Source organism: Pseudomonas sp. 43mfcvi1.1, from assembly GCF_900115935.1.
Classification (GTDB): domain Bacteria; phylum Pseudomonadota; class Gammaproteobacteria; order Pseudomonadales; family Pseudomonadaceae; genus Aquipseudomonas; species Aquipseudomonas bijieensis.
This window is the reverse complement of sequence record NZ_UETT01000012.1, coordinates 1-16,039: the sequence shown is the minus strand read 5'-3', so window position 1 is coordinate 16,039 and position 16,039 is coordinate 1. Positions and strand designations below refer to the sequence as shown.

Annotated in this window: 15 protein-coding genes; 2 read left to right on the top strand and 13 right to left on the bottom strand. The window is 62.7% G+C overall.

What is annotated here, in order from left to right:
• Window positions 1-2: 2 nt before the first annotated feature.
• The 5 genes from DTP52_RS21500 to DTP52_RS21480 form a co-directional block, all read right to left on the bottom strand.
• On the bottom strand, window positions 3-1,022 hold the full coding sequence (locus DTP52_RS21500; protein WP_109755136.1) for a branched-chain amino acid aminotransferase: 1,020 nt from the start codon (window positions 1,020-1,022) through the stop codon (window positions 3-5).
• 244 nt (window positions 1,023-1,266) lie between these two features.
• A complete protein-coding gene (lpdA, locus tag DTP52_RS21495) occupies window positions 1,267-2,649 on the bottom strand; it encodes a dihydrolipoyl dehydrogenase (protein WP_109755135.1) in 1,383 nt (460 codons plus the stop codon).
• Window positions 2,650-2,652: 3 nt separating this feature from the next.
• Complete coding sequence (locus DTP52_RS21490) at window positions 2,653-3,930, bottom strand: dihydrolipoamide acetyltransferase family protein (protein WP_109755134.1); 1,278 nt, start codon at window positions 3,928-3,930, stop codon at window positions 2,653-2,655.
• Window positions 3,931-4,989 carry an alpha-ketoacid dehydrogenase subunit beta gene (locus DTP52_RS21485; protein ID WP_018605866.1) on the bottom strand — a complete coding sequence of 353 codons (1,059 nt, stop codon included), beginning with the start codon at window positions 4,987-4,989 and terminating at the stop codon, window positions 3,931-3,933.
• Window position 4,990: 1 nt separating this feature from the next.
• Window positions 4,991-6,226, bottom strand: a complete 1,236-nt coding sequence (locus tag DTP52_RS21480; protein WP_109755133.1) for a 3-methyl-2-oxobutanoate dehydrogenase (2-methylpropanoyl-transferring) subunit alpha — start codon at window positions 6,224-6,226, stop codon at window positions 4,991-4,993.
• A gap of 192 nt (window positions 6,227-6,418) precedes the next feature.
• On the opposite strand from DTP52_RS21480, the gene bkdR reads away from it, so the two are divergent.
• Window positions 6,419-6,907, top strand: a complete 489-nt coding sequence (gene bkdR, locus DTP52_RS21475) for a Bkd operon transcriptional regulator BkdR (RefSeq protein WP_109755132.1) — start codon at window positions 6,419-6,421, stop codon at window positions 6,905-6,907.
• 248 nt (window positions 6,908-7,155) lie between these two features.
• Here bkdR and DTP52_RS21470 read toward each other — a convergent pair whose 3' ends face one another.
• Window positions 7,156-8,019 (bottom strand): MBL fold metallo-hydrolase, encoded by an 864-nt coding sequence (locus DTP52_RS21470; RefSeq protein WP_109755131.1) that lies wholly within the window; start codon window positions 8,017-8,019, stop codon window positions 7,156-7,158.
• Between the two features lie 138 nt (window positions 8,020-8,157).
• Between DTP52_RS21470 and DTP52_RS21465 the strand changes: the two genes are divergently transcribed.
• On the top strand, window positions 8,158-8,958 hold the full coding sequence (locus DTP52_RS21465) for a sulfite exporter TauE/SafE family protein (protein ID WP_109755130.1): 801 nt from the start codon (window positions 8,158-8,160) through the stop codon (window positions 8,956-8,958).
• Between the two features lie 147 nt (window positions 8,959-9,105).
• On the opposite strand, the gene DTP52_RS21460 is transcribed toward DTP52_RS21465, so the two are convergent.
• The 7 genes from DTP52_RS21460 to DTP52_RS21430 form a co-directional block, all read right to left on the bottom strand.
• On the bottom strand, window positions 9,106-9,975 hold the full coding sequence (locus tag DTP52_RS21460; RefSeq protein ID WP_109755129.1) for an aldose 1-epimerase: 870 nt from the start codon (window positions 9,973-9,975) through the stop codon (window positions 9,106-9,108).
• 163 nt (window positions 9,976-10,138) lie between these two features.
• Window positions 10,139-11,419 (bottom strand): TRAP transporter large permease, encoded by a 1,281-nt coding sequence (locus tag DTP52_RS21455; protein ID WP_039763167.1) that lies wholly within the window; start codon window positions 11,417-11,419, stop codon window positions 10,139-10,141.
• Window positions 11,419-11,946, bottom strand: coding sequence for a TRAP transporter small permease (locus tag DTP52_RS21450; protein ID WP_109755128.1), 528 nt, complete (start codon window positions 11,944-11,946; stop codon window positions 11,419-11,421). The genes DTP52_RS21455 and DTP52_RS21450 overlap by 1 nt, the downstream gene beginning before the upstream one ends.
• Window positions 11,947-12,020: 74 nt before the next feature.
• Complete coding sequence (locus DTP52_RS21445; protein WP_109755127.1) at window positions 12,021-12,989, bottom strand: TRAP transporter substrate-binding protein; 969 nt, start codon at window positions 12,987-12,989, stop codon at window positions 12,021-12,023.
• A 60-nt stretch (window positions 12,990-13,049) separates the two neighbouring features.
• Entirely contained in the window at window positions 13,050-13,955 is a 906-nt protein-coding gene (locus tag DTP52_RS21440) for an SMP-30/gluconolactonase/LRE family protein (protein ID WP_109755126.1), read from the bottom strand.
• 43 nt (window positions 13,956-13,998) lie between these two features.
• The gene (locus DTP52_RS21435) at window positions 13,999-14,820 is read right to left on the bottom strand and encodes an NAD(P)-dependent oxidoreductase (protein WP_109755125.1); all 822 of its coding nucleotides are present in this window, start codon (window positions 14,818-14,820) and stop codon (window positions 13,999-14,001) included.
• Between the two features lie 172 nt (window positions 14,821-14,992).
• A partial coding sequence (locus tag DTP52_RS21430) for an OprD family porin (protein WP_109755124.1) occupies window positions 14,993-16,039 on the bottom strand: 1,047 nt, incomplete at its 5' end.

Genomic DNA, 16,039 nt, shown 5'->3' with positions numbered 1-16,039 from the left:
GCTCAAACCTTGACGATCCAACCCGCTGGCGCTTCGATGTCGCCGGTCTGCACGCCAGTCAGCTCTTTGTAGAGCTTCTGGGTGATCGGGCCGACTTCGGTTTCGCTGTGGAACACGTGCAGCTTGTCCTTGTAGCTGATGCCGCCGATCGGGGTGATGACCGCGGCGGTACCGCAGGCGCCGGCTTCCTTGAAATCCGACAGCTTGTCGATGAACACGTCGCCTTCGATCACTTCCAGGCCCAGGCGCGATTTGGCCAGTTCGATCAGTGACAGGCGGGTGATGCCCGGCAGGACCGAAGGGGAGTTGGGGGTGACGAATTTGTTGTCGTGGGTGATGCCGAAGAAGTTGGCCGAGCCGACTTCCTCGATTTTCGAATGGGTCATCGGGTCCAGGTAGATGCAGTCGGCGAAACTGGCCTTCTTGGCCTGGGAGCCGGGCATCAGGCTGGCGGCGTAGTTGCCACCGACCTTGGCCGCGCCAGTGCCTTGTGGGGCGGCACGGTCGTAGCTGGAGATCAGGAAGTTGTGCGGGGTCAGGCCACCCTTGAAGTAGGCGCCGACCGGGATGCAGAAGATCGAGAAGATGAACTCGGGTGCGGTGCGCACGCCGATGTTGTCACCCACGCCGATCACGAACGGACGCAGGTACAGCGCGCCGCCGGTGCCATAAGGCGGGATGAAGCGCTCGTTGGCGCGGACCACTTGCTTGCAGGCTTCGACGAACTGCTCGGTTTCGACGTGCGGCATCAGCAGGCGCGCGCAGCTGCGTTGCATGCGGGCGGCGTTCTGGTCCGGGCGGAACAGGTTGATCGAACCGTCCTTGCAGCGATAGGCCTTCAGGCCTTCGAAGCACTGCTGACCGTAGTGCAGGGCGGTGGAGCCCTCGCTGATGTGCAGCACGTTGTCGTCGGTCAGGGTGCCGGCGTCCCACGCGCCATCGCGCCAGTGCGACAGGTAGCGCTTGTCGGTCTTGATGTAGTCAAAGCCCAGTTTGTCCCAATTGATGCTCTCGTTACCCATGACACCCTCTATTTCTTAACAACCGTCGAAACGGTTCAAGGCTTCTGACGTTTTTTGGATGGGGACAACAATACTTCATTCCGGGGCTGTTTCGCAGCCTGTGGCGAGGGGATTTATCCCCGCTGGGCTGCGAAGCAGCCCCATTAGCTCGGATATCTGACGCCCGGCGGTGACTGGTTTTGGGGTTGCTGCGCAACCCAGCGGGGATAAATCCCCTCGCCACAAGGCCAATCACCTAAAACAGTTACAGATGCAACGCATGCCCCAACGCCCGCAACGCCGCTTCCTGCACCGCCTCGCCCAGCGTCGGGTGGGCGTGGATGGTGCCGGCGATGTCTTCCAGGCGTGCGCCCATTTCCAGGGACTGGCCGAACGCGGTGGACAGCTCCGAGACGCCGACGCCGACGGCTTGCCAACCGACGATCAAGTGATTGTCCCGGCGCGCCACGACCCGTACGAAACCGCTTTTCGATTCCAGGGTCATGGCCCGGCCATTGGCGGCGAACGGGAAGCTCGACACGATGCAATCCAGCCCGGCGGCCTTGGCGTCGTCCGGCGTCTTGCCGACCACCACCAGTTCCGGGTCGGTGAAGCACACCGCCGCGATGGCGGTCGGGTTGAATTCCCGGTGCTGGCCGGCGATCAGCTCGGCGACCATTTCGCCCTGGGCCATGGCCCGGTGAGCGAGCATCGGTTCGCCGCTCAGGTCGCCGATGGCCCAGACATTGCGCATGCTGGTCTGGCAACGGTTGTCGATTTTCACGGCCGAACCGTTCATCGCCAAGTCCAACGCTTCGAGATTCCAGCCCTGGGTGTTGGGTTTGCGACCAACGGCCACCAGCACCCGGTCGGTGTCCAGGTTCAGCGTCTCGCCATTGGGAACACGCACTTGCAAGGTGCTGGCCTGGGCATCGAAGCCTTCGACGCTGTGCTTGAGGTACAGCTTCACGCCCAATTGCTTGAGCGCTTCGTGCACCGGTTGGGTCAGTTCGCCGTCGTAGGCTGGCAGGATCCGTTCCTGGGCCTCGACCACGCTGACTTCGGCGCCGAGCTTGCGGTAGGCGATGCCCAGTTCCAGGCCGATGTAGCCACCGCCGACCACCACCAGGTGCTTGGGCACCGAGGTCGGGGCGAGGGCTTCGGTGGAGGAAATGATCGGCCCGCCAATCGGCAGCATCGGCAGGTCGACGCTTTTCGAGCCGGTGGCCAGCAGCAGGTGTTCGCATTGAACGCGGGTATCGCCGACCTCGACCGTCTTGCCATCGATCACCTTGGCCCAGCCTTGAATGACCTGGACCTTGTGCTTTTTCAGCAATGCCGCGACGCCGGTGGTCAGGCGATCGACGATGCCGTCCTTCCATTCCACGCTCTTGCAGATATCCAGCGTTGGCGCCGAGACCGTGATGCCCAGGGCCGAGCTCTGGCTGTGGTGCCGGGTCTGGTGGAACTGCTCGGCCACATGAATCAGCGCCTTGGACGGAATACAGCCGATGTTCAGGCAGGTCCCGCCCAGCGCCTGGCCTTCCACCAGGATGGTCGGGATGCCCAACTGGCCGGCGCGGATCGCCGCCACATAGCCGCCGGGGCCGCCGCCGATGATCAGCAGCGTGGTGTTCAAAGTCTGCATCGCTTACTCCACAAACAGGGTGGCGGGTTGTTCGAGCAGGCCACGCAGGGCCTGGATGAATTGCGCCGCGTCCATGCCGTCGACCACTCGGTGATCGAAGGAACTGGAGAGGTTCATCATCTTGCGGATCACGATCTGGCCCTTGATCACCATGGGCCGTTCGACGATTTTGTTCACGCCGACAATCGCCACTTCCGGCAGGTTCAGCACCGGGGTGCTGACGATGCCGCCCAACGCACCGAGGCTGGTCAAGGTGATGGTCGAGCCGGACAGCTCATCACGACTGGCCTTGCCATTACGCGCCGCTGTGGCCAGGCGTGAGATCTCCGCTGCACTGTCCCACAGGCTGCGGGCTTCGGCGTGACGCACCACCGGCACCATCAGGCCGACGTCGCTCTGGGTGGCGACGCCGACATGCACGGCGCCGGAGCGGTGGATGACCTGGGCTTCGTCGTCATAGCGGGCGTTCATCTGCGGGAAGTCCCGCAGGGCCACGACCAACGCGCGCACCAGGAACGGCAGCAAGGTCAGCTTGCCGCGACTGGCCCCGTGTTTTTCATTCAGGTGCACCCGCAGCTCCTCCAGGGCCGTGACGTCGATTTCCTCGACGTAGCTGAAATGGGCGGCGCGTTGGGTCGCTTCCTGCATGCGCTGGGCGATCTTGCGACGCATGCCGATCACCGGGATCTGCTGCTCGTCGTGGCGTTCGGCATAGCCCGAACCGCCCTTGGCCTGGGTCGATGGACCCTGAGCCAGATAAGCCTCGAGGTCTTCATGCAGGATACGCCCGGCGGGACCGCTGCCCTGGACCAGGCGCAATTGAATGCCCAGGTCCAGCGCGTGCTTGCGCACGGCCGGCGAGGCCAGTGGGCGTTCTTCGGGATCGCGGGCCACTGGCGCTTGCGGGGCGCAGCGTGGCGCAGTGGTCTTTTCCACCACGGGTTCAGGTGTTGCCACCGGCGTCGGCTTTGGCGTCTGTGGAGCCGCCTGCGTCGCCGCAGCTGGCGCCGGTTGTGCCGATTCTTTCAGGTTACCCGCACCTTCGACTTCGATGCGGATCAGTTCACTGCCCACCGCCATGACTTCGCCCGGCTCGCCACCCAGGGCGATGACCCGGCCATGCACCGGCGAGGGAATGTCGACCATGGCCTTGTCAGTCATGACATCAGCCAGTACCTGGTCCTCGACCACCATGTCGCCGACCTTGACGTGCCACACCGACAGTTCAACTTCGGCGATGCCTTCGCCAATGTCCGGCATCTTGATAACGTGCGTGCCCATTCAGACCTCCATGACCCGTTTCAACGCTGCGCCCACACGGGACGGCCCTGGGAAATACGCCCACTCCTGCGCATGCGGGTAGGGGGTGTCCCAACCGGTGACACGCTCGATGGGCGCTTCCAGGTGGTGGAAGCAATGTTCTTGTACCAACGACACCAGCTCGGCGCCGAAGCCGCAGGTGCGGGTGGCTTCGTGGACGACCACGCAGCGGCCGGTTTTTTTCACGGATTTGACGATGGTCTCAAGGTCCAGCGGCCAGAGGCTGCGCAGGTCGATGACTTCGGCGTCGATGCCGGTTTCTTCGGCCGCCACTTGGGAGACGTAGACCGTGGTGCCGTAGGTGAGAACCGTCACGTCCTTGCCCGGGCGGGTGATGGCGGCCACGTCCAGCGGCACGGTGTAGTAACCGTCTGGCACCTGTGCCGAGGGGTGTTTCGACCACGGTGTCACGGGACGATCGTGGTGGCCGTCGAACGGGCCGTTATACAGGCGCTTGGGTTCGAGGAAGATCACCGGGTCATCGTTTTCGATGGAGGCGATCAGCAGGCCCTTGGCATCGTAAGGGTTCGAAGGCATGACGGTGCGCAAGCCACAGACCTGGGTGAACATCGCCTCGATGCTCTGGCTGTGGGTCTGGCCGCCGTAGATACCGCCGCCGCAGGGCATGCGCAGGGTCATCGGCGCGGTGAACTCGCCGGCCGAGCGATAGCGCAGGCGCGCGGCTTCGGAAATGATCTGGTCCGAGGCCGGGTAGACGTAGTCGGCGAACTGGATCTCGGCCACCGGCCGCAGCCCGTAGGCGCCCATGCCCACGGCCACGCCGACGATGCCGCTCTCAGAGATCGGTGCATCGAATACCCGCGAGGTGCCGTACTTGTTCTGCAGGCCTTCGGTGCAGCGGAACACGCCGCCGAAGTAACCCACGTCCTGGCCGAACACCACGACGTTGTCGTCGCGCTCGAGCATGACGTCCATGGCCGAGCGCAGGGCCTGGATCATGGTCATGGTGGTAGTGGTCATGGCGGTGTCCAGCGCAATATTGTTGTTGTGATCGTTCATGTCAGATCCCCAACTGCTGACGCTGGCGCTTCAAGTGCTCCGGCATCTCTTTGTAGACGTCTTCGAACATGGTCGCGGCGCTTGGAATCTGTCCGCCGGCGAGGGTGCCGTACTGCTCGGCTTCTTTTTGCGCGGCGATTACCTCGGCTTCGAGTTCGGCAGTGACGGCGGCATGTTCCTCTTCGGACCACTGGCCGATCTTCACCATGTGCTGCTTGAGGCGCGCAATCGGATCGCCCAGCGGGAAGTGGCTCCAGTCGTCGGCGGGACGGTACTTCGAGGGATCGTCGGACGTGGAGTGTGGGCCAGCGCGATAAGTGACCCATTCGATCAGCGCCGGGCCGAGGTTGCGGCGGGCGCGTTCGGCGGCCCAGCGCGAGGCGGCGTAGACCGCCATGAAATCGTTGCCATCCACACGCAGGGAGGCGATGCCGCAACCGACGCCGCGTCCGGCGAAGGTCGTGGCTTCACCGCCGGCGATGGCCTGGAACGTAGAGATCGCCCACTGGTTGTTGACCACGTTGAGGATCACCGGCGCGCGGTAGACGTGGGCGAAGGTCAGGGCGGTGTGGAAATCCGATTCGGCGGTGGCGCCGTCACCGATCCAGGCCGAGGCGATCTTGGTATCGCCCTTGATCGCCGAGGCCATGCCCCAGCCCACGCCCTGGATGAATTGCGTGGCGAGGTTACCGGAGATGGTGAAGAAACCGGCGTCCTTGACCGAGTACATGATCGGCAACTGCCGGCCCTTGAGCGGATCGCGCTCGTTGGACAGCAGCTGGCAGATCATGCCCACCAACGGCACCTCGCGGGCCATCAGGATGCTTTGCTGGCGATAGGTGGGGAAGCACATGTCATCGATGTTCAGCGCCAGGGCCTGGCCGCTGCCGATGGCTTCCTCGCCGAGGCTCTGCATGTAGAACGACATTTTTTTCTGGCGCTGGGCGACCACCATGCGGTTGTCGTAGATGCGCGTCTTGAGCATGGCACGCATGCCTTTGCGCAGGATTTCGAGTGGCACGTCTTCGGCCCATGGGCCGTGGGCATTGCCCTGGTCATCGAGCACGCGGATCAGACTGCGGGCCAGGTCGGCGGTGTCGGACGGTTCGACGTCGATGGAAGGTTTACGCACTGTGCCGGCATCGGACAGATGCAGGTAGGAGAAGTCGGTCTTGCAGCCGGGACGGCCCGAGGGTTCGGGGACGTGCAGGCGTAGCGGTTCGTACGCTGGGTTCATGGCTTTCTACGCTCGATCTTGTGAATTTCTTGTAGTGGGCGCGCTAGCTGACGAATTTCCCCGGGTACGGGAAATTGTCCTACAACAATCATAGGCTCGACGCAGAAGAATATTTTTCTCTGTTGGCTTGCTGTTCAGATCATTTGCAGATAAAAAATCTGCACAACGATAAAAAACAGGATTATTTATCTCATGCGTAAGTTGGATCGCACCGACATCGGGATTCTGAACAGCCTTCAGGAAAATGCCCGCATCACCAACGCCGAGCTTGCCCGTTCAGTCAACCTTTCTCCGACCCCGTGCTTCAACCGCGTTCGGGCCATGGAGGAACTGGGGGTGATCCGCGAGCAGGTCACGCTGCTGGATGCCGACCTGCTGGGGTTGCACGTCAACGTGTTCATCCATGTCAGCCTGGAGAAGCAGGTGGAAGAGGCGTTGCAGCACTTCGAAGAGGCGATTTCCGATCGACCGGAAGTGATGGAGTGCTACCTGATGGCCGGCGATCCGGATTACCTGATCCGCGTGCTGGTGCCAACCATCCAGTCGCTGGAGCGGTTCATGATGGACTTTTTGACTAAGGTCCCGGGTGTGGCGAATATCCGCTCCAGCTTTGCGCTCAAGCAGGTGCGCTACAAGACAGCGTTGCCGTTGCCGGCCAATGGGCTGACCTTGGGTACCTGATCAAAAGACCAGTCCCTGAGGGAGCTAGCTGTCATTCAACAATGATGCAAGCAGACCCACCGCCATCGCGAGCAAGCTCAGCTCCCACAGGGATTTGTGGTGTTGCCGGGTACTGCGACCGCCGCCGATTCTTGTGGGAGCAAGGCTTGCCCGCGATGGCGGCGGCACATTCAATATCGCTGCAAGCAGACCCTCCGCTGTGGCGAGGGAGCTTGCTCCCGCTGGGCTGCGCAGCAGCCCCCAAGCATCTAGAGCTGGTTGATCGGAATCTTCAGATACGTCACGCCATTGTCCTCCGCCGGCGGCAGGTGGCCCGCCCGTACATTCACCTGGATCGCCGGCAACAGCAGCGTCGGCATGCCCAGTGTCTTGTCGCGCTGGGTACGCATGGCGACGAACGTGGCTTCATCGATGCCGTCGTGGACATGGATATTGTGCTGGCGCTGCTCGCCCACGGTGCTCATGCATTGGGGCTCGCGTGCATCCGGTGGATAATCGTGGCACACGTAGAGCCGCACCCCGGCGGGGAAGGCCAGCAGCTTGCGGATCGAGGCGTAGAGCTGATGGGCGTTGCCGCCGGGGAAGTCGCAGCGGGCGGTGCCCACGTCGGGCATGAACAGCGTATCGCCCACCAGGATCACGTCGCCGTCAATCAGGTACGCCATGTCTGCCGGGGTGTGGCCGGGCACGTGCAGCGCCGTGGCCTTGAGGTTGCCGATCAGAAAGGACTCGTCGGCGGCGAACAGGTGATCGAACTGCGAGCCATCCACGGCAAATGGCGCTTCGAGGTTGAACAGGGTCTTGAAGACGCTCTGGACCTGCCCGATGGCTTGGCCGATGGCGATCTTGCCGCCCAGTTCCCGGCGCAGGTACGGCGCGGCGGACAGGTGATCGGCGTGGGCGTGGGTTTCCAGCAGCCATTGCACCGTCAACTGGTGTTCGCGTACGAAGGCGATCACCCGGTCAGCCTGGGTGGTGGCGCTGCGTCCCGAGGCCGGGTCGTAGTCGAGCACCGGGTCGACCACCGCGCATTGCCCGCCATCGTGTTCAAAAACAACGTAGGTGTAAGTCTTTGAGGCGGGGTCGAGAAAGCTCTGGATCTGCGCGGGCATGACAGCGAACCTATACGGGAAGAAGCGGTTGCAACGCTCGAGGTTTACAACATATGGTCCGCAGCTTAGTGAGGGCCAAGGCGTCCTGCAAATGCGATCGCACCTGCCAACAGGTGTGCGCGGCTTGAGAGATCCTGAATGTTACTGGCAAGTTTGTTTGGCGTGGTCATGGGCCTGGTTCTTGGCCTGACGGGGGCGGGCGGTGGCATCCTGGCGGTGCCGGCGTTGGTGTTGGGCCTGGGCTGGAGCATGACCCAGGCCGCGCCGGTGGCGTTGTTCGCGGTGGGCAGCGCGGCGGCGGTGGGTGCCATCGATGGGCTGCGCCATGGCCTGGTGCGCTACCGTGCGGCCCTGCTGATTGCGCTGCTGGGTGCGGTGTTTTCGCCGCTGGGCATCTACCTCGCCCACCAGCTCTCGGAAAAAATCCTGATGATGCTGTTCAGCCTGTTGATGGTGCTGGTGGCGGCGCGCATGTTGCGCCGCGAAACGCCGCAAGCGGGGCCCAGCGATCACGGCGCCGCCAGTTGGGGCCAGAAGAATTGCATGCTCGACCGCGAGACCGGGCGCCTGGCCTGGACCGCTCGCTGCACTGCCACGCTGTCGGCATTGGGTGCGGTGACGGGCATGGTCTCGGGCTTGCTTGGGGTGGGTGGCGGCTTCCTGATCGTGCCGGCGTTCAAGCAACTGACCGACGTGCAGATGCGCGGGATCGTCGCGACATCCTTGATGGTCATCAGCCTGATTTCGTTGATTGGCGTGTTGGGCGCGTTTCATGCCGGGGTGAGCATCGACCGGGTTGGGGCGGCGTTCATTGCGGCGAGCATCGTCGGGATGGTGCTCGGGCGGCGAGTGTCGGCCAAGGTCCCGGCCCGGGCGTTGCAAGTGGGGTTCGCCGGGGTGTGCCTGGGGGTGGCGGTGTTCATGCTGCTGCGGGCGTAGCTACGACGAATCAGGATTACACTTGCCTTTGTGGCGAGGGAGCTTGCTCCCGCTCGGCTGCGCAGCAGACGCCCTGGGCCAAGACCGTATGGGCCTGCTGCGCAGGCCAGCGGGAGCAAGCTCCCTCGCCACGGTATAGCGTGCCGCTTACAGTTCCCGACACTGCATCGAAAACCCCAGCGCCACCGATTGCCCTTGCTCCAGCAGGCGCAATCCTGGCCGTCCAGGCAGGTGATGGGCATTGACCGGATGGCTGACCGGTTCGATGCAGAAGAAATCCAGGCCCACGGGGCAGTACAGCAGGAAGTATTTGCTACCGCTGGCGCGGCATTGCAGTTCATACCCCAGGTCCGGTTGCTGGATCAGGCAATCGCCGTCCCAGCCACCGAAGCCATTGTCCACCAGCGTGTCGGGCAGCGCCCGCGCTTGCTGGAAATCCCATTCGGCAGGAAGGGCGCTCAGCTCTGTCGGCAGTTTACTGGCATCGCATTTCCAGACGTCGGTCGCGCGGGTTTGCAGGCGCGTGCGGGCGGTACGTGGAAAATACGGATGCAAGCCCAGCCCATGCCATGCGGGTTGTCTGGCCGTGTGGGTGACGAGCATTGCGATCTGCAGTTGGCCGCCACTCAAGCGGATCCGCAGGCTGGCGCAGTAGGCGAACGGGTATTGGCTGTCGAGTTGCAGCAAGGCTTCCTGGGCACTCTGCTCGGTCACTTTCCACGGTTGTTGCCAGGCACTGCCATGGATCGGGAACGGGTCGTTGGGGCTGTTGGCGTCCAGTGCCAGCCAGCCGCCGGGGCAGTCGAAACCGCCTTGGGCGATCCGGTTTGACCATGGGATCAACGGGAAGCAGCCAAGTTTACCCGGCAAGCCATTTTCCAGCGCTTGCGGCGCGGGAGGGCGTAGCAGGGGAGCACCGGTGCTGCGCAAGGTCCATTCAACGAGACTGGCGCCCAGGTGCGGAGCCAGTGTGAGGCGGGTCAGTTCGTCTTCGAGGTACAGGAGAGGCTGCGTCATGGTAGTCGCTTCTGTTCGGGAGGGGGGTAGATCGCTTTTGTGGCGAGGGAGCTTGCTCCCGCTCGGCTGCGCAGCAGACGCCCGAGTCCAAACCGGATGGGCCTGCTGCGCAGTCCAGCGGGAGCAAGCTCCCTCGCCACAAGGGGCTTGCTCGTCCTTGGGGTTACAACACCAGGTGCGGCAACCACAGCGACAGAGCCGGCACATAAGTCACCAGCATCAGCACCAGGAACAGCACGGCATAGAACGGCAGCAAAGCCTTGACGGTGCTTTCGATACTGACCTTGCCCACCGCCGAACCGACGAACAGCACCGCGCCCACAGGCGGCGTTATCAGCCCGATGCCCAGGTTCACCAGCATGATCATGCCGAACTGCACCGGGTCTACACCGATGCCCAGGATCACCGGCATCAGGATCGGCGTCAGGATCAGGATCAGCGGCGCCATGTCCATCACCGTGCCCAACAGCAGCAACATCACGTTGATGCACATCAGGATCACGTAGCGGTTGTCCGACAGGGTCAGGAACATCGTGGTGATCTTCGCCGGGATCTGCATCAGCGTCATGATGTAGCCGAAGCTGGCGGCGAAGCCGATCAGGATCATCACGATGGAGATGGTGCGCACCGTGCGGTGCATCAGCTTCGGCAGTTCACGCCACTTGTAGTCGCGGTAGATGAACATGGTCACGAAGAACGACCACAGCACGGCGATGGCCGCCGATTCGGTGGCGGTGAAGATGCCCGACAGGATGCCGCCGAGGATGATCACCATCGCCATCAGGCCCCAGAGGGCTTCGCCGACGATTTTCAGCGCCTGGCGCATCGGGATCACTTCGCCCTTGGGGTAGTTGCGCTTTTTCGCGAAGATCAGGCACAGCACCATCAGGCACGCGCTCATCAGCAAGCCCGGCACGATGCCCGCCATGAACAGCGAGGCAATCGAAACCGTGCCGCCAGCGGCCAGGGAGTAGAGCACCGAGTTATGGCTAGGCGGGGTCAGCAGGGCTTGCACCGAACCGCTGACGGTCACGGCGGTGGAGAAGTCCCGTGGATAGCCCTTGCGTTCCATTTCCGGAATCAGCACCGAACCCACCGAGGCGGTGTCGGCCACCGACGAACCGGAGATCGCGCCGAAGAAGGTCGAGGCGACGATGTTGACCAGCGACAGGCCACCGCGCACAAAACCCACCAGCACCCCGGCGCACGCCACGAGCCGGCGGGACATGCCGCCCTCGGCCATGATCGCGCCAGCCAGGACGAAGAACGGGATGGCCAGCAAGGAGAACTTGTTCACCCCGGATGCCACTTGGATCATCACGGCCTGGAACGGGATGTCGATCCACCACGCACCGATCAGGGCGGCGGCGCCCAACGCGTAGGCGACCGGCATGCCGATCAGGATCAATGCGATAAAACTGCCCAGCAGTATCAGAGCGTCCATTAAGCGGCACCTTCACTTTCTTCGACCAGGTCGAACTGCACGACCCGACGTTTGCTCTGGTCACCGAGCAAGAGTTTTTCCAAGACAAAAATCAGCGTCAGCAAGCCGCCCACGGGAATGGGCAGATAGGTCACGCCAACCCGCAGATCGGGCAGGGCGGCCATGAACTGGTTCCAGGTGGACATGCACAGCTTGAAGCCCCAAATGGTCATGAAGATGCAGATCAGGCCCATGAGCAACTGGGAAAAAATCGACGCCGCGGATCTCAGGTGCGGCGGCATGCGGTCGGTGAGCATGGCCACGGCCATGTGCGCACCGGCGCGGTAACTGGCGGCGGCACCGATGAAGGTGAACACCATCATCAGCAGGATCGCGGTGGGCTCGGGCCAGCTCGAACCGGTGCCCAGCACGTAGCGGGCGAATACGCCCCAGGGAATCATCAGGGAAATCGCCAGGACGGAAAGGCCGGCGACCCAGATGCACGTCATGTAGATCTTATCGTTGATACGCAGCAGCAAATTCTTCATCGGGTTCCACCGTAACCGGGCGCGCCTCGAACATCAGGCGCGCCGGGCCTTTTCATGGGTACAGAGCGGGAGGATTACTGAACGGCTTCGATTTTCTTGATCAGGTCGGCATATTTCGCGCCGTACTTTTCGCGCACCGGTGCGGTGGCGTCGTAGAAGGGTTTCTTGTCGACCGTGATGAACTCGACGCCGGCGGCCTTGAGCTTTTCTTCGCTGGCAGCGGACTTCTTGTCCCACAACACACGCTCTTCGGCCTGGGCGGCCTTCGCGGCTTTCTTGACCAACGTCTGTTGATCCGGGGTCAGTTTTTCCCAGGTGATTTTCGACATCACGATCGGCTCTGGCAGGATCAGGTGACCGGTCAGGCTGTAGAACTTGGCGTTCTGGAAGTGGTTGTGTTCGAGCAGGGTCGGCGGGTTGTTCTCAGCGCCGTCGATCACGCCGGTCTGCAGGGCGCTGAAGATTTCGCCGGTGTCCATCGCGATGCCGTTACCGCCCATGGCGTTCATCATGTCGATGAACATCGGGTTGCCCTGGACGCGGATTTTCATGCCCTTGAGGTCTTCGAGCTTGCGTACCGGCTTCTTGGTGTAGATGTTGCGCGTGCCGCCGTCCATCCAGGCCAGGGCCACCAGGCCGAATTCGGAGTTGGTGATTTTGTCGAGGATCTCATCGCCCACCGGACCGTCGATGACGTTGCGCATGTGCTGATGGTCACGGAAGATGAACGGCATGTTGAAGACGTTCACGTCCGGTACCACGGGCCCGACGATACCCAGGCTTACGCGCGAGAGCTGTACCGCGCCGACCTGCATCTGCTCGATGACTTCCTTTTCAGAACCCAGGACACCGCCCGGGAAGTATTTGAACTTCAGCTCGCCATTGGTCTCCTGGGTCAGGGTCTTGCCCATGTTTTCCTCGGCAACCACGGTGGGGTAGCCGGCGGGGTGGATGTCGGCGAACTTGAGTTCAAGGGCGTGCGCCGCCTGGGCCAGGAAGGCCAGGGGCAGGGCTGCGATCAGAAGCGTGCGTTTGAAGTTCATGGTCAATCTCCAGTCTTGTTGTTTTTTTTATGTGCTCATCCAGTGAAGCGGTAGTGCAGGTCAGTTCGCGGAGTGTTTCAGTCCTCCAAACGCAGGTTCAGCCAGGCCCTTGACGCCGGGGTTGAGGGCGAACACGCCGCCGGCCAGGGATTGCGGGTCGGTGTCGTCACCGGGGCGGATCGAAGTGACGAACAGGGTGTCCAGGCGACTGCCGCCAAAGGCGCACATCGTCGGTTTTTTCACCGGCACCGACAGGGAGCGATCCAGCCGGCCATCCGGAGTGAAACGATGGATGAGGCCGGCATCGTTGGCGCAGATCCAGTAGCAACCCTCGGCGTCCACTGCCGCGCCGTCCGGGCGACCGGCCAACGGCAGCATGTCGACGAACAGCCGCCGGTTGGACGGCGTGCCGCTGTCGATGTCGTAGTCGAAGGCCCAGATCTGTTGCACCAGCGGGTGTGAGTCGGAGAGGTACATCGTCCGACCATCCGGGCTGAAGCCCAGGCCATTGGGCACGATGAAGCCGCTCAGTTGCGCCTCGACCGGGCTGCGTTGCCCGGCCTCATAACGGTACATCCGGCCTTCGTCGGCGTTGGCCCCCATGTTCAGCACCATGCTGCCGGCCCAGAAGCGGCCCTGGCGGTCGCAACGGCCATCGTTGAGGCGCATGTCGGTGCGGCTGTGTTCGACGTTGGCACAGAGTTCACTGTCCAGGCTGCCGTCGTCATGGGGGTACAGGCGAAAGAAGCCGCTCTCCATGCCGGCGATCCAGCCACCGTCCTGGTGACGGGCCAGGCAGGCGAGCATTTCCGGGGCTTCCCAGCCCTTGAGTTGGCCGGTCCCGGCGTTCCAGCACTGCAGGCCGCCACTGGGAATATCCACCCAGTACAGGGCGTTTTCCTCGGGCACCCACACTGGGCTTTCCCCGACGGCGTTGCGTGCATCGACAATCAATTCGGCTTGCATGGTGATTCCCTTGTGCGTTCGTATCCCATGAAAAACAGGCGAATCAGTCGTCGAACGGGCCGGCCGCTACAAAGGCTCCGCCCTGGTAGATCCTGGCCGGGTCATCGGCGGCCGGCATTGGCTGCGCTTCGACCTTGGCGCGGAAAATCTCGGAAGTGTCCTTGGGCTGGTAGCCCAGGTGCGCGGCGTGGCTGTTGTCCCACCAGACGTCGCGGTTGGCGGACATGCCGTAGACCACGGTGTGTCCCACGTTCGGGGTGTAGAGCGAGCACTCGATCAATTGCGTGAGGTCGTCGTAGCTCAGCCAGGTGCTCATCATTCGGCGGTTCTGCGGTTCGGGGAACGACGAGCCGATGCGAATGCTCACGGTCTCGATGCCGTAACGGTCGAAGTAGAAACTGGCGACGTCTTCGCCGTAGGACTTGGACAGGCCGTAGTAGCCATCCGGGCGGCGAGGGGAGAGGGCGTCCAGGGCCTCGTCCTGTTTGTAGAAGCCGATGACATGGTTGGAGCTGGCGAAGATCACCCGCTTGACGCCGTGTTTACGCGCGGCTTCATAGATGTGGAACACGCCACTGATGTTGGCGCCGAGGATCTCTTCGAACGGGCGCTCCACCGAGACACCACCGAAATGCAGGATGGCGTCGACGCCTTCCACCAACTGGTGCACGGCCTGTTTGTCCGACAGGTCGCAGGGCACCACTTCTTCGCTTTCGTCGATGGACGGGGCCATGTTGGCGATGTCCGACAGGCGAATGTGGCGGGCGTAAGGCTTGAGGCGTTCGCGCAAGACCTTGCCAAGGCCGCCGGCGGCACCGGTCAATAGCAGGCGATTGAAGGGGGGGCGAATCTGTGTCGTGGTCATGGCATTACCTGAGCAAACAATGAGAGGTACAGTTGTTATAAGTTGTCGTACGACTGGAAGGGAATATCCTTATCCTTCCGCTACCTTGTCAACGATTGATCGACGAACCGCTCTGGAACGGCGTCCCTGCCGCAGGTTGCCATGAGATGCGCTCATGGCATGGATCCTGGCATTACAGAAGCGAAAGCGGGTAACTGATGAAGATCCGGTTCTCGTCGAACTCGTTGGTGCTGTAGTCCCGACGAATCGAGGCGTTACGCCATTTCACGTTGAGACTTTTCAGCGCGCCGCTCTGCACGGTGTAGGCCAGTTCGGTTTCGCGGCCCCATTCCTTACCGTCATCGACCGTAGCGGTGTGCACGTTGTCGCCGCTGATGTAGCGGTTCATCAGGGTCAGGCCCGGCACGCCGACGGCGGCGAAGTTGAAGTCATGGCGCAACTGCCAGGATTTTTCCTTGGCGTTGTCGTAACTGGAGTTGTAGCTGTCGTTGGCCAGGGTGCCGCCGCTGGTGCCGTTGACGCGCATCCAGGCGTCATCGCCGCCGACTTTCTGCAGGCCGACGTAGAAGGTGTTGCCGCCGTATTTGGCCGAGAGCATGGCGAACGCGGTCTTGTTGTCCAGGTCGCCGGCCAGGGCGCTGCCGTTTTCCTTGCCGGTGAAGTAGCCGAGGTTGGCGCCCAGGGTCCAGTCGCCGATGGGCTGGCTGTGGGTCAGGTTGAAATATTGCTGCTGGTAGATGTCGGACAGTTCCGCGTACCAGACGCCGACCTGGGTGCGTTTTTCGTTGAAGGCGTATTCGCCGCCGCCGAAGTTGAAGCGGTCGGACGTGAAGGCGCCGCGGCCGTTCATCGACATGTCTTCCATGCTCGCGTCGTTGCGCGGGCTGTTGGCGCGGAACTGGCCGCCGTAGAGGGTCAAACCGCTGATTTCGGTGGAGGTCACCTGGCCGCCACGGAAGGTTTGCGGCAGGGAGCGGCCGTCGTCGGAGCGCAGGATTGGCAGCACTGGCATCCATTCGCCGACCTTCAGTTCGGTCTTCGACACCTTGGCCTTGAGAGCCACGCCCAGGCGACCGAAGTCGTCGGCAGGACGGCCGTCATCGTGCACCGGCAGCAACTGGGTGCCCGCCGTGCCACGGCCGCCGTCGAGCTTGAGCGAGTACGTGCCCAGCACATCCACGCCAAAACCGACCACGCCCTGGGTGAAACCGGACTTGGC

What these genes read in the sequence shown, in the direction of transcription:
- DTP52_RS21440 (WP_109755126.1), bottom strand. Translation starts at nt 13,955, where the DNA reads ATGCAAGCCGAATTGATTGTCGATGCACGCAACGCCGTCGGGGAAAGC.
- DTP52_RS21435 (WP_109755125.1), bottom strand. Translation starts at nt 14,820, where the DNA reads ATGACCACGACACAGATTCGCCCCCCCTTCAATCGCCTGCTATTGACC.
- DTP52_RS21480 (WP_109755133.1), bottom strand. Translation starts at nt 6,226, where the DNA reads ATGAACCCAGCGTACGAACCGCTACGCCTGCACGTCCCCGAACCCTCG.
- DTP52_RS21450 (WP_109755128.1), bottom strand. Translation starts at nt 11,946, where the DNA reads ATGAAGAATTTGCTGCTGCGTATCAACGATAAGATCTACATGACGTGC.
- DTP52_RS21470 (WP_109755131.1), bottom strand. Translation starts at nt 8,019, where the DNA reads ATGCCCGCGCAGATCCAGAGCTTTCTCGACCCCGCCTCAAAGACTTAC.
- DTP52_RS21490 (WP_109755134.1), bottom strand. Translation starts at nt 3,930, where the DNA reads ATGGGCACGCACGTTATCAAGATGCCGGACATTGGCGAAGGCATCGCC.
- DTP52_RS21445 (WP_109755127.1), bottom strand. Translation starts at nt 12,989, where the DNA reads ATGAACTTCAAACGCACGCTTCTGATCGCAGCCCTGCCCCTGGCCTTC.
- DTP52_RS21460 (WP_109755129.1), bottom strand. Translation starts at nt 9,975, where the DNA reads ATGACGCAGCCTCTCCTGTACCTCGAAGACGAACTGACCCGCCTCACA.
- bkdR (WP_109755132.1), top strand. Translation starts at nt 6,419, where the DNA reads ATGCGTAAGTTGGATCGCACCGACATCGGGATTCTGAACAGCCTTCAG.
- DTP52_RS21500 (WP_109755136.1), bottom strand. Translation starts at nt 1,022, where the DNA reads ATGGGTAACGAGAGCATCAATTGGGACAAACTGGGCTTTGACTACATC.
- DTP52_RS21455 (WP_039763167.1), bottom strand. Translation starts at nt 11,419, where the DNA reads ATGGACGCTCTGATACTGCTGGGCAGTTTTATCGCATTGATCCTGATC.
- lpdA (WP_109755135.1), bottom strand. Translation starts at nt 2,649, where the DNA reads ATGCAGACTTTGAACACCACGCTGCTGATCATCGGCGGCGGCCCCGGC.
- DTP52_RS21485 (WP_018605866.1), bottom strand. Translation starts at nt 4,989, where the DNA reads ATGAACGATCACAACAACAATATTGCGCTGGACACCGCCATGACCACT.
- DTP52_RS21465 (WP_109755130.1), top strand. Translation starts at nt 8,158, where the DNA reads ATGTTACTGGCAAGTTTGTTTGGCGTGGTCATGGGCCTGGTTCTTGGC.